Source organism: Streptomyces sp. NPDC050287, assembly GCF_044459385.1.
Classification (GTDB): domain Bacteria; phylum Actinomycetota; class Actinomycetes; order Streptomycetales; family Streptomycetaceae; genus Streptomyces.
Window position 1 is genome coordinate 374,522 of sequence record NZ_JBITIY010000003.1, and the last position, 13,124, is coordinate 387,645.

Genomic DNA, 13,124 nt, shown 5'->3' on the forward strand with positions numbered 1-13,124 from the left:
ACCACCATGAGCCGCACATCCCCCCACCAGCACTCCCAGCAGGCCGAGTTGAGCCGCCGCGGTCTGCTCCGGACCGCCGGCGGTCTCACCGCCGCACTCGCCCTGGGCACCACCTTCGCCGCCGCCACCGCTGACGCGGCGCCCGCCGCCTTCACCCACCCCGGCATGCTGCACAACGCCGGCGACATCAACCGCGCCAAGGTCAGGGTCGCCGCGGGCGACGACCCCTGGCTGTCCGGCTGGAACAAGCTGACCGCCAACTCCCACTCCGAGTCCACCTGGACAGCCAACCCGCAGGCCACGGTCTACCGCGGCTCGGGCACCCCGGAGAACTACGGCATCCTCTACAACGACATCGCCGCCGCCTACCAGAACGCCCTGCGCTGGCAGGTCGGCGGCACCACCGCCAACGCGGACTGCGCCGTGCGCATCCTCAACGCCTGGGCGCACACGCTCACGTCCGTCCAGGGCAACGCCGACCGGTTCCTCGCCGCCGGCATCTACGGCTGGCAGTTCGCCAACGCCGCCGAACTCATGCGCGGCTACTCGGGCTTCGACCTCGCGGCCTTCCAGGAGATGATGGAGAACGTCTTCTACCCGCTCAACAACAGCTTCCTGACCAACCACAACGACGCCTGCATCACCAACTACTGGGCGAACTGGGACCTGTGCAACATGGCGTCCGTCCTGGCCATCGGCATCCTCAACGAGGACTCCGCCAAGTACGACCAGGCCGTCAGCTACTTCAAGAACGGCGCCGGCAACGGCTCCATCCAGCACGCCGTGCCCTTCCTCTACCCGAACGTCGACGGCTACGACCTCGGCCAGTGGCAGGAGTCCGGCCGCGACCAGGGCCACACCGTCATGGGCATGGGCCAGATGGGCGCGATCTGCGAGATGGCCTGGAACCAGGGCGACGACCTGTACTCGTACGACGGCCGCCGCTTCATGAAGGGCGCCCAGTACGTCGCCAAGTACAACCTCGGCGACGACGTGCCCTTCACCACCTACACCTGGGGCACCGGCCAGAGCTGCGCCCAGCAGTCGCAGACGGTGCTCGGCTCCGGGTCCCGCGGCCAGGTCCGCCCGGTGTGGGCGATGCTCCACTACCACTACAACCGGCGCCTCTACCTGGACGACAAATACATCTCCCAGATGTGCTTCTCGGTGGCCCCCGAGGGCGGGGGAGGTGACTACGGCTCCACCAGCGGCGGCTACGACCAGCTGGGCTTCGGCACGCTGATGTACGCCAAGTAGTCGAGGCACACCACAGAGGCGGCGTGCGCCGAGCAGCCGGGGAGCGCCGCGTGGCCGATGTACGTCAAACAGCCCAAAGACCGCGCTCGTGCGCGGGAATACCGGGGCGTCCTGTGATGCTCTGATGTTCACGGTGCATGAGCGCGGCACGGGAGGCTGGTGGGCGGATGACGGCAGCGGACCAGGCGGAACCAGTGGTCAGGACGCCGTACGGGGCCGTACGCGGCCGCTACGAGCACGGTGTCGCGGTGTTCCGGGGCATTCCCTACGCGGCCCCGCCCTTCGGGCCCCGGCGGTTCCTGCCGCCGGAGCCACCCGAGCCCTGGGACGGCGTGCGCGACGCGGGCGCCTTCGGGCCCACGTCGCCGAAACCGCCGTACTCGGACGCCTTCGCGCAGTACCTGTCCGACCCGGTGGTACCGGGCGACGACTGCCTCAACCTGAACGTGTGGACACCTGAGCCGGGCCCAGACGCCCGGCTCCCGGTGCTGGTGTGGCTGCACGGCGGCGCCCTGACCAGGGGCTCCTCGGCCGTGCCCGTGTACGACGGCCACAGTTTCGCCCGCGACGGCGTCGTCCTCGTCTCCGTGAACTACCGGCTCGGCGTCGAGGGCTACGGCCTCTTCCCGGACGCCCCCGCCAACCCCGGCCTGCGCGACCAGCTCGCCGCCCTGCGCTGGGTGCGCGAGGCGGTCGCGGCCTTCGGTGGCGACCCCGACCGGGTGACCCTGGCCGGCCAGTCCGCCGGGGCGATCAGCACCGGCGCCCTGCTGGCCGCCCCGCAGGCCCAGGGCCTGTTCCGGCGGGCCGTGCTGCAGAGCGGGCCGCCCGAGGCGAGCGACCGTGACAAGGTACGGCGGATGGTGCGCCGGATGGCGACCCGGCTGAAGATCCCCGCCACCGCCGCCGCCTTCGCCGAGGTGGACCGCGACCTGCTGCTGCGCACCCAGGCCGAGGTGGGCAGACTCAGCAGCCCGGTGCTGGGCGGCCCCGCCTTCGGGATCGTCGTCGACGGCGACCTCGTGCCCCGCGACCCGCTGGAGGCCCTCGTCGACGGCGACGCCGCCCGGGGCATCGACCTGATGATGGGCTGGACCCGCGACGAGTACCGGCTGTGGCTGGTCCCGGGCGGACTGCTGGAGCGACTCGACCGGCTCGGCGCCGTCGCGCTGGCCGGCGCCATGGCCCGCTGCCACTGCGGCCACGAGGTGCCCCGCGGCTACCGGGCCCTGCACCCCGAGGCCGGCACCGCCGAGATCGTCGGCCAGATGGTCACCGACCACCTGCTGCGCCGACCGCTGCACCGCCTCGCCGACGCCCGGCCGGGCAGCAGTTACGTCTACGAGTTCGCCTGGCCCTCCCTGCTGCCCGGCCTCGGCTCCTGCCACGCCCTGGAGCTGGGCTTCGTCTTCGACACCGGGGAGGTCCCCGAATCCGCCAAGCTGGCCGGACGGGGCGCCCCGCAGGACCTGGCCGACGCCATGCACGGGGCGTGGGTGCGGTTCGCCACCGACGGCGACCCCGGCTGGCAGAACTGGGACGACTCGCACCCGGTGCGGATCTTCGGCGACGGGGAGCCGCACACCGCGTACGGCCCGCGCGACCGGGAGTTCGCCGTGTGGACGGCGGACGCGAAGGCCCGAGCGGCCGCGGCGGCGCTGGACGCCGGTGAGGAGGAGTTCCTGCCTCCGAGGATGACGCCGGTGCGCGCCGCGGTCGCGCGGAGCACGGCGGCGCGTGGCGCGGTGGCGCGTGGCGCGGCGGCGGCCCGGAGCGCGGAGCTGCGGTCGGTGGTACGGAGGCTGCGGCTCCCGGGGTCGGTGCGGAGGTCCTGAGCGGGGCGTCACCGGCCGGGGGAGGAGCGGCCGCGAAGGGGTCAGAGCGGCACACGCCCTAGGAACCGGTTGCCGCCACCGAGTCCCGCACCACGACATGCGTGCCCAGCAGCAGATGCTCGTCCGGGGTCTCGGCGGTGCGGCCCAGGGCGGTGCGCACGGCGAGGCGGCCCAGTTCCTCGTAGGGGACGTGGACGGTCGTCAGGGCCGGGTGCAGGTCGCGGGCGAAGGGGATGTCGTCGTAGCCGGCGAGTGAGACGTCGCCCGGCACCTCCAGGCCCGCCTCATGCAGGGCGGTCAGCGCGCCGGCGGCGACCATGTCGGTGGCGGCGACGACGGCCGTGAAGTCCAGACCGTCCTTCAGCGCCCCGCGCATCAGACGGTGACCGGAGTCGCGCGTGAAGTCGCCGTGCAGCAGCAGCGCCGGTTCGGGTTCGAGCCCGCGGGCGCGGTGGGCGGCCAGAAAGCCGCGCTCACGGCCCTGCGCGGTGGTGTGGTCCGCCTTGCCGCCGAGGAACAGCACACGCCGGTGGCCCTGGGCGAGAACGTGCGCGACCAGGGCGAACGCCCCGCCCTCGTTGTCGTACTCGATGACGGTCACCGGCGCCCCGGGGCCGAGCGTCGGACGGCCGCACAGCACCAGCCGGGAGCCCGCCGACGCCAGCGAGTCGGCCATCCGGCGGGTGCGCTCGCGGTACTCGGCGGTGTCCGCGGCTCCGCCGACCAGGATCACGGCCCTGGCCCGCTGGGCCCGCATCATCTCGACGAACTCCAGTTCGTGCTCGGCGTCGCCCTCCGTGCTGCACACCAGACACAGATGCCCGAGCCGGGTCGCCTCACGCTCCACGCCGTGCGCCATCAGCGCGAAGGACGGGCCGGTGATGTCCTCCAGCACGAACGCCAGCGTGGGCGTGCCGACGCCGGCGACCGCCTTGGCGCGCGCGTCGGCCACGTAGTCCAGGTCCTGTACGGCGCGCATCACCCGGGTGCGGGTCGCCGAGCTCACCGGGTACTCCCCGCCCAGCACCCGCGACACGGTCGACGCGGACACCCCCGCGCGAGCCGCCACGTCCCGGATGGTGCTCCGCCCGCCCGCGTCCTCGCTCTTCCTGGTCATCCGTCCCCCTCGTCCCTCTCCCCGGGCGTCGTCGCCCACCCCTCGGGAACAGCGGCAACATGGATGGAAACCGGTTCCCGACGGGGAGGCTAGCAGGGGGGAGGGCGCGTCGGCAGGAGGAGTGCGAACGTCGAGCGCCCGGCGTCCGCGGCGTGGCCGCGGGGCGGTACGCCGTCTACGCCCCCGTCAGCGTCCGCGCCAACGAGGCGATCGCCTCCGGCCCCACCCGGCAGCACCCCCCGATCAGCCGGGCGCCGGACTCCCGCCAGCCGCGCACCTCCTCGGCGGCGAACGTGGAGCGGCCGGCCCAGGCGCGGGCCTCGGCGTCCCAGGTCTCGCCGCTGTTGGGGTAGGCGACGACCGGCTTGCCGGTGACCCGGGCGGCGGTCTCCACCGCGCCGTCCACGTCCTCCGGGACGCAGCAGTTGACGCCGACCGCGATCACCTCGTCCGCGTCGGCGGCCAGGGCGAACGCCTCCTCCAGCGGCTGTCCGGCGCGGGTTCGGTCGTCCGCGACGGAGTACGACAGCCAGGCCGGCACCCCGAGTCCGCGCACGGCCCGCAGCAGGGCCTCGGCCTCGTCGGCATCCGGGACGGTCTCCAGCGCGAGGACGTCCGGACCCGCGGCGGCCAGCACCTCCATGCGGGGCCGGTGCCAGGCCTCCAGCTCGGCCACGCTCAGCCCATAGCGTCCCCGGTACTCGGAACCGTCCGCGAGCATCGCGCCGTACGGCCCGACCGAGGCCGCCACCCACAGCGGCCGGGTGACGCCCTTCGCCCGCGCCCGCCCCGCCGCCTCGCGCGCCGACTCCACGCTCAGCCGCAGGAGTCCGGCCGCCCGCTCGCGCTCGATCCCCCGCTGGGCGAAGCCCTCGAAGGTCGCCTGGTAGCTGGAGGTGATCGCCACGTCCGCGCCCGCCAGGAAGTACGCGAGGTGCGCCTCGACGATCGCCTCGGGCTGCTCGGCGAGCAGCCGCGCCGACCACAGCTCGTCGCTCAGATCGTGCCCGGCTGCCTCGAGCTGGTTCGACATACCACCGTCGAGGACGACCGTCCCGGCGGCGAGGGCTGCGGACAGGGAGGCAGAAGGCGTGTCGCTGGTCATGCCACGACGCTAGCCGACGGGCCGTGACGCGGCCGGACGTGTCCAGTACATGAACGGATTGCCCAACATGTGGAACACGACGTCCGTCATCCCCGGGACGAGTGCCGCCCGCCCCGCCGCCGGCCGCCCTTCCTGCGCATCGTCGCCGGAATCACCATCCCGAGGAGCAGCCCCAAGGCAAGCACGTACGGCCACCAGCTCAGTCCGTTGCTCTCCGCGCTCGCGGTACGCGGCTCGGCGACCGGACCGGCGCTCCCGGACGCGGTGTGCGCGCGGCCACTGGGCGTCGGCCGTGCGGCCACGGCGCCGAGTACCACGTCGTTCCCGTCACCGCCCTTGTAGCTGATCCGGTAGGTCGTGTCGGCGAGCTTGACCTTCGTCCCCTCCTTGAGCCCCTTGAACGCGCCGGTCGTCCGCGCGCTCCCCCTGTGATCGAGCACCGTGATCTCATGCGGGGGATCGGTCCCGGCTGCCGCCAGGTCCAGCTCTCCGCCCAGCCGCACCGCTCCCGCCACCTTCAACGGCCGGTCACCCAAGACCAGTTCACCCTTGGCCCGCTGCGTGTAGTCCCCGGCGACGGTGATCCCGCTCGCGACGACCCCCTCGTTCGTCACGGCCCCCTTCACCGTGCCTTTGCCGCTCAGTGTGGTCGCCACCCGCAGCCCGGCCGCCCCGGCGTCGAGCCGCGCACCGGAAGAGGTGAGCCGAATCGCCTTGCTGCGCATGAGAGTCGCGCCCTGCCGCAACGCGAGTGTGCCCTTCGTGACCGTCGTGGTCCCGGTGTACGTCACCGCGCCGCCCGTCAGTGTCGTGGTCGCCGCTCCGGACTGCGTGAACGCACCGCTCCCGCTCACGTACGCCAGGGAGATCGCCCTCCGGGCGTTGGTCACGACGAGCGCGCCGTTGTTCACCACCCGCCGCCGCGCGGTGCCCGTCAGCAGCGAGCCGTCGCCCTGTGCCGACCCCAGGCGCAGCACGGCGCCCTTCTCCACGGTCGTCGAGCCGTCGTAGTACTGCCGCGCCGCGAAGGTCACGTCGTTGCCGCGTGTTCCGGCGATCACGATGTCGCCGGCGCCGGGCGCGGACAGCGTGTCGTGGAACACACCGCCGCCGATGGGGGCGCCCAGGGTGACCGGGCCGTCGTAGTCGAAGGTGAGCTTCGAACGGGAGCGGGCGGCGAGCAGGTTGATGTAGACGGTGTCGGCGGTGCCCGGCATGAAGATCCGGTGGGTGGTGCCGTCGCCCCACTGGACGTTCGCGCCCTTGATGTTGGTGCCGCGCTTGTTGACGTTCTTGCGGGCGGGGGTCCAGTTGAGCGCGGGGTCGCTGAGCGAGGGATCGCTGTCGCCGCCCCGGTCCGACCAGCTGTACTGGCCGGTCAGGATCACCTTGCTGCCCGGCCTGGACTGGACGTTGATGTCACTGCCGTACTCGCGCTGGTAGAAGTCCATGCCCATGGTGACCGTCCGGCCCAGCGGGGTGTCCACGGTCCAGGTGCCCTGGTTGAGGACCTTGCGCACGTTCGGCAGCGAGGTCGCGTACTCGGGCCGGCCGGCGTTGAGCTGCGTCCCGTTGTCGATCGCTCCGGAGAAGGGATGGGTGCCCGACAGGTCCCAGGTGCCCCAGAGGAACCTGGGCTGGGTGAGCAGTCCGGAGCCGCTGATGGTGCCGAGGTTGTAGGCGCTCGTCAGGGACAGCCGCAGGGTGCCGTCGACCCGGATGTTGTCCTGGTTGAGCCGGAAGGCGGGGGTGTTGTACGGGAAGTGGCCGATCAGGCCGGCCGTACCGCCGTTGCCGTACTGCAGGGTGGCGCCCCGCTCGACCGTGATCGCGGGCGGGTCCGGGTCGGACGTGGTGACGTAGGGGTGGTTGCCGCCCGGTATCGACACGCGTTGCCGCTGCCGGGACTTCGGCAGCGTGAAGTCGCTGTCGCGGGTCAGCACCAACGTGCCGCCGCCGCGCACGGTCAGGGTGCCCTCGCCGCGGAAGACGCCGTCGTACGTCGTCGTCCCCGGCGGCACGGTGACGACCGTGTCGCCGGTGAGCGTCACGTCCCGGTCGGCCAGTACGTCGGCGGTGACGTCGCGGGCGCCGGCGGCCGAGGCCGGCGGAGCGGCGAGCATCCAGGCCGCCGCCGCGAGGGCGCCGACGGCCGCTGCTGTCTTGTGGGTATGGCTGCGCACGGATCGGAGACGGACGGACCTGCCGGCCGATAACAGAAAAACACCGGCCTTTGTTTGTCTCGTCGGACCCGTTGACCTTCGTGTAACACACCCTTACCTTTTCGGCGTTCGTAATGACAGATGACGTTCGACATCCCGGACGACAGATATCTCGTTCCCCCCCGCGAGAGGCAGCCGTATGAGCCGCGACAACGACCTGCCCGAAGACCCCCACCGCCGACTGCTGCTGAAGGGAGCCCTGGCCGCGGGCGCCCTGGCGGCGGTCTCGCCGGGCATCGCCCACGCCGCCCCGAGCCAGAAGGCAGCCCCCTACGTGAACCCGCTCGTCCGCAACCGCGCCGACCCGCACATCCACCGGCACGCCGACGGCTTCTACTACTTCACGGCCACCGTCCCCGAGTACGACCGCATCATCCTGCGCCGCTCCCGCACCCTGAACGGCCTCGCGACCGCCGCCGAGTCCGTCATCTGGACCAAGCACGCCACCGGCCCGATGGGTGCCCACATCTGGGCGCCGGAGATCCACCGCATCGGCGGAAAGTGGTACATCTACTTCGCCTCCGCGCCCGCCGAGAGTGTCTGGGACATCCGGATCTGGGTCCTGGAGAACGCGCACAGCGACCCCTTCAAGGGCACCTGGACCGAGCGCGGCCAGATCAAGACGGCCTGGGAGACCTTCTCCCTCGACGCCACCACCTTCACCCACCGCGGCACCCGCTACCTCGCCTGGGCCCAGCACGAGCCCGACATGGGCAACAACACCGCCCTGTGGCTGTCGAAGATGGCGAACCCGTGGACCCTGACGGGCCCTCAAATCCGTCTGTCCACACCCGAGTACGACTGGGAGACCATCGGCTACAAGGTCAACGAGGGCCCCTCGGTCATCGCCCGCAACGGCCGCCTGTTCATGTCGTACTCCGCCAGCGCCACCGACTGGCACTACTGCATGGGCCTGCTGACCGCCGACGCCGACAGCGACCTGATGGACCCGGCGAGCTGGACCAAGTCCCCGACGCCCGTCTTCACCAGCAACGACACCACCAAGCAGTACGGGCCCGGCCACAACTGCTTCACGGTCGCCGAGGACGGCCGCAGCGACGTCCTCGTCTACCACGCCCGCCAGTACAAGGAGATCGTGGGCGACCCGCTGAACGACCCCAACCGCCACACCCGCGTCCAGAAACTGGGCTGGAAGCGCGACGGCACCCCGGACTTCGGCATCCCCGTGGCGGACACGGCCGCGGCGACCGTCAAGGAGAGTGCCTGACATGAGACGTGCCCACGCTGCTCTGCTCGCCCTCTGCCTGGCACTGCTCGGCGCCCTGGCCACCGCCGGACCGGCGCAGGCCGCACCCCAGACGATCACCAACGGCACCCAGTTCACCGACCCGTCGGGCAACCCCGTGCACGCCCACGGCGGCGGAGTCATCAAGGTCGGCAGCTACTACTACTGGTTCGGCGAGAACCGCAACGCCGACAACACCTTCCGGTACGTGGACGCCTACCGCTCCACCGACCTGAAGAACTGGGAGTTCAGGAACCACGTCCTGACCCAGTCGAGCTCCTCCGAGCTGGCCACCGCCAACATCGAGCGGCCGAAGGTCATGTACAACGCCGCCACCGGCACGTTCGTGATGTGGATGCACAAGGAGAACGGCACCGACTACAGCGAGGCCCGCGCCGCCGTCGCCGTGTCGAGCACCGTCGACGGCACCTACACCTGGAAGGGCAGCTTCCGCCCGCTCGGCCAGCACATGTCCCGTGACATCACGGTCTTCGTGGACACCGACGGCACCGGCTACATGGCCTCCGCCGCCCGCGACAACTACGACCTGCAGATCTACAAGCTCACCGCCGACTACACCGGCATCGCGAGCCTGGTCGCCAATCCCTGGCCCGGCGGCCACCGTGAGGCCCCGGCGCTGTTCAAGCGGGGCAACGTCTACTTCATGCTCACGTCGGGAGCCACCGGCTGGAGCCCCAACCAGCAGCAGTACGCGACCGCCACCTCCCTCGCCGGTCCCTGGTCGGCGATGACCAACGTGGGCGACTCGACGGCGTACGGCTCCCAGACCGCGTACGTCCTTCCCGTGCAGGGCAGTTCGGGCACCTCCTACCTCTACCTGGGCGACCGCTGGGGCAACTCCTTCGGCGGGACGGTCAACGACTCGCGGTACGTGTGGCTGCCGCTGACCTTCCCGAGCTCCACCTCGATGTCCATGTCGTGGTCGCCGGAGGTCACCGTCGACACGGCCGCCGGCACGGTCAGCGGGACGAGTGCCACGTACAACACACTGATCGCCCGGCACTCGTCGAGGTGCGCGGACGTGACAAGTCAGTCGCTCTGGCAAGGCGCGCAGATCAAGCAGTACGACTGCAACGGCGGCACCAACCAGAGGTACTGGTTCAAGTCCGTCGGCAGCGGCTACTACCAGCTGCTGGTCAGGAACAGCTCCCTGTGCGTGCAGGAGAACGCGAGCACGGTCACCCAGGAGAACTGCAACACCTCGTCCACGAGCCAGCAGTGGTCGGTGACCACCACCGGCTCCTACGTGAACATCAAGTCCCGCGCGAGCGGGGAGTGCCTGGACGTGAACGGCGCGTCCACCGCCAACTCCGCCGCGATCATCACGTACACCTGCAACGGAGCGACCAACCAGCAGTGGACGCGCGGAACATGAGGACCCTCCAGGTCAGGGCAGCAGGTCGATCGCGTCGATCGCCGTCCCGGCGCTGAGGAAGCCGGTCGTCCCCGAACCGCTCACCACGTTGATCTTCAGCACGTTGTACTGACTGGTGTCCGTGAGCCAGGCACTCGCCGGAACGCTGTAGGTGAACGTGTGGTTGTTCCCCCGGTAGGACCCGTTGGTCAGCGACCGGGTGTTCGGCTGCGTGGGCGGGGAGGGGATGGCCGACGTCCAGGTGTCGTTGACGGTGACCTGGGGACGGCCGTTGGCGTAGGCCGTCGTCACGCCGATGCGCAGGGTGTGCGCGGCGGCGGCCTGGGCGGCGGTCAGCTTGAAGTACACGAGCAGACCGCTGTTGACGTCCTTCCAGAGGTAGCAGGGGAAGGCCGAGGTCTCGCTGCCGCTGCCGATCACCACATTGCCGGTCCAGGCGGCGGCCCGGACGTCCGACGGGTGCGCGTACGTCATCAGGTCGGCGTTCTTGAAGCCGCTCGGCGTGCCGTTCCAGTCGCCGATCCGCCAGATCGCGCTCGCGTTGCCCGGGTCGTTCGACGACGGGATCGCGATCGAGTTGAGGGTGGTGGTGCCACCCGCGGTGACCGTCACGGAGGTGGTGTGGACGGCCAGTTCGCCCTTGAAGACGGTGAGGGTGTACGTCCCCGGCAGCACGCCCGCGATGGAGAACCAGCCGTCGGACGCCCGCGCCGAACCCCAGTACTGAGCAGCGGAGTTGGCGAGCCCGACCGTGTACGGGTAGGCCGTGTTCCGGCCCGTGATGCCGACGCCCGCCACCCGGCCCCGGCCGCTCGCGCCGACGTACCCGGAGATGCCGAGCGAGTCCGCCCAGGAGGTGGTCAGAGTGCCCGGATACAGCGAGGAGGAGGGAGCGCCGCCGTCAGTGAAGGCGATGACGTACGGCCCCTGGAGGCCGAAGCGCTGGTCCTCGGTCTGGTTCTGGCCGTAGTGCAGGATCTCGTACAGGCCGCCGCCGTCCGCGCTCTGGTGGCGCAGGAGAGAGCGGTAGAAGGGGCCGCCGGAGGCCTTCTCGTGGTTGCTGCGCACGATCCACAGACCGACGCTGCCGGTCGCCCAGCCGATGTAGTCGTAGTCCATCACCCGCCGCTTCGAGTAGTGCTTCGAGCGGGTCTGGCCGTCGGACTTCGCGAACACGTCCGAGGCCTCGATGGTGCTGTTCGTGTACGTGTAGGAATCGGGCTCGTCGTTGAGGAACAGGCCCTTCTTGACGCGCACGATGTAGCGGGTGGCGCTGACCGACGTGTCGGCCTTGTTGGTCCACAGATAGATGTTGTTCTCGCCGCTCCGGGCCGCGTAGTAGTGCTTCAGCGTGCCGTACGCGACCGAGATCAGGATCGTCGAACCGGACTGCTTGACGCTGACGGTGGAGGTGCCGAGGCCGGACTCGATGTGCGAGTTCATACCGCCGTAGCCCTGGTATTCCACGCCCCGGTAGACCAGCGAGGTCAGGTCGCCGTTGGCCTTGCTGACCTTGAAGACGAGGTTGGCGCCGGTGTCGACGACGTAGTTCGAGCCGTCGTCGGAGTAACCGAAGGCCGCGGCGGACGCGCTCTGGGCGAGCGGTCCGGCGAGGGCGGCCGAACCGGTGGCGGCCGCGGCGGAGAGCACGAAGGTACGGCGGCGGACCGGTCTGTTCGCGGATCCGGACATGTGGGGGGAGCCTCCTTCGGGAGGTGGGGAGTGCGGGTGATGGTTGGCAGAGTGACAGTTGAATCGATTTCGCGAAAGGGCTTTCGTTCGCGAGAAGTTGGCAATCTTGTGAAATCGGTTCAAGGTCTAGAAAGCGCTTGCCGAGAGCGGTACGGTCCAGCCGCCAGGCCTTGTCGCCCCGTCGCGGGACCGTCGGAGGAGCCGTATGAGACGTTTCAACCTCGCCGTACTGGCGGCGCTGACCCTGAGCGCCGGCGCGATCGCCGTACCCGCTCAGGCGCACGCCGGTCAGCGCCCCCTGGGGATCGAGAACTGCACCGCCACCGCCTGCCACTTCGACGTCCCGCCCGGCACGTACGACGTTCAGGTCCTCCTCGGTGGCGACACCGGGTCGAGCACCAGCGTCAGCGGCGAGACCCGGCGCGCACTGCTGCCTGAGACATCGGTTCCGGCGGGGGAGCGGGCCGCCCGCGCCTTCACCGTGAACGTCCGCACCCCCGAGGGCGAGCCGACCGGCCCCGAGGGCACCCCCGGCCTCGACCTCGCACTCGGCGGCTCGGCGCCGGCCCTCGCCGGTATCCGCGTGACCCCCGCCCGGCACCCCCGCCAGATCTTCCTGGTCGGCGACTCCACGGTCTGCGACCAGGCCGCCGACCCTTACACCGGCTGGGGCCAGCAGTTGCCGCAGTACTTCCGCATGGGCCTGTCCGTCGCCAACTACGCGGATTCCGGCGAGAGTACGGTGTCGTATCTGGGGAACCCCCAACTGTGGGCCACCGTTCAGCCGCGGATCCACCGCGGTGACCTGGTCCTGATCCAACTCGCCCACAACGACAAGACAACCGACGAGGCGACCTACCGGACGAACCTGGAGACGTTGGTGGCGGGCGTCCGGGACAAGGGCGGCGTGCCCGTCCTGGTCACCCCGATCGTGCGCCGCTGGTTCAACACCGACGGCACGCTGAACAACGGCACCGCCCTCCTGGTCAACGGCCTCGGCGTGAACCATCCCGAGGTGATCCGCTCGGTCGCCGCCGCCGAGGACGTCCCGCTGGTCGACCTCACGGCGAAGACGAAGGCGGTCGTGGAGTCCCTGGGCGTCGAGGGCTCCAAGGCGCTGTATCTGTACAACGAGAAACGGGACAACACCCACACGTCCGTCCATGGGGCCACGGTCTACGCGAGCCTGGTCCGCGACGAACTCCTCGCCCAGCACCTGGTGCCGAAGGGCCTGGTACGGGCGAACTGAACGCC

General features: G+C 70.7%; 9 protein-coding genes. 5 read left to right on the forward strand and 4 right to left on the reverse strand.

Annotated features, from left to right (window positions below):
- Positions 1 to 6: 6 nt before the first annotated feature.
- Together ACIBK3_RS12110 and ACIBK3_RS12115 are read left to right on the forward strand one after the other, a co-directional pair.
- Entirely contained in the window at positions 7 to 1,257 is a 1,251-nt protein-coding gene (locus ACIBK3_RS12110; RefSeq protein ID WP_399364564.1) for an alginate lyase family protein, read from the forward strand.
- Positions 1,258 to 1,424: 167 nt separating this feature from the next.
- Positions 1,425 to 3,092, forward strand: coding sequence for a carboxylesterase/lipase family protein (locus tag ACIBK3_RS12115; protein WP_399364566.1), 1,668 nt, complete (start codon positions 1,425 to 1,427; stop codon positions 3,090 to 3,092).
- Between the two features lie 58 nt (positions 3,093 to 3,150).
- Here ACIBK3_RS12115 and ACIBK3_RS12120 read toward each other — a convergent pair whose 3' ends face one another.
- The 3 genes from ACIBK3_RS12120 to ACIBK3_RS12130 all read right to left on the reverse strand — a co-directional run bounded on the left by ACIBK3_RS12120 (position 3,151) and on the right by ACIBK3_RS12130 (position 7,497).
- Entirely contained in the window at positions 3,151 to 4,209 is a 1,059-nt protein-coding gene (locus tag ACIBK3_RS12120; protein WP_399364568.1) for a LacI family DNA-binding transcriptional regulator, read from the reverse strand.
- A gap of 175 nt (positions 4,210 to 4,384) precedes the next feature.
- Entirely contained in the window at positions 4,385 to 5,314 is a 930-nt protein-coding gene (mmuM, locus tag ACIBK3_RS12125) for a homocysteine S-methyltransferase (RefSeq protein WP_399364570.1), read from the reverse strand.
- Positions 5,315 to 5,400: 86 nt separating this feature from the next.
- On the reverse strand, positions 5,401 to 7,497 hold the full coding sequence (locus ACIBK3_RS12130; RefSeq protein ID WP_399364572.1) for an autotransporter: 2,097 nt from the start codon (positions 7,495 to 7,497) through the stop codon (positions 5,401 to 5,403).
- A 178-nt stretch (positions 7,498 to 7,675) separates the two neighbouring features.
- Here ACIBK3_RS12130 and ACIBK3_RS12135 point away from each other — a divergent pair, with 178 nt between their 5' ends.
- Positions 7,676 to 8,764 (forward strand): family 43 glycosylhydrolase, encoded by a 1,089-nt coding sequence (locus ACIBK3_RS12135; RefSeq protein ID WP_399364574.1) that lies wholly within the window; start codon positions 7,676 to 7,678, stop codon positions 8,762 to 8,764.
- 1 nt (position 8,765) lies between these two features.
- Positions 8,766 to 10,178: an RICIN domain-containing protein gene (locus ACIBK3_RS12140; RefSeq protein WP_399364576.1), complete on the forward strand. Its 1,413-nt coding sequence runs from the start codon at positions 8,766 to 8,768 to the stop codon at positions 10,176 to 10,178.
- Positions 10,179 to 10,190: 12 nt separating this feature from the next.
- Here the strand turns inward: ACIBK3_RS12140 and ACIBK3_RS12145 are convergent, their stop codons facing one another.
- Positions 10,191 to 11,870: a rhamnogalacturonan lyase B N-terminal domain-containing protein gene (locus ACIBK3_RS12145; RefSeq protein ID WP_399364577.1), complete on the reverse strand. Its 1,680-nt coding sequence runs from the start codon at positions 11,868 to 11,870 to the stop codon at positions 10,191 to 10,193.
- Between the two features lie 205 nt (positions 11,871 to 12,075).
- On the opposite strand from ACIBK3_RS12145, the gene ACIBK3_RS12150 reads away from it, so the two are divergent.
- Positions 12,076 to 13,119: a rhamnogalacturonan acetylesterase gene (locus ACIBK3_RS12150; protein WP_399364579.1), complete on the forward strand. Its 1,044-nt coding sequence runs from the start codon at positions 12,076 to 12,078 to the stop codon at positions 13,117 to 13,119.
- Positions 13,120 to 13,124: the final 5 nt, after the last annotated feature.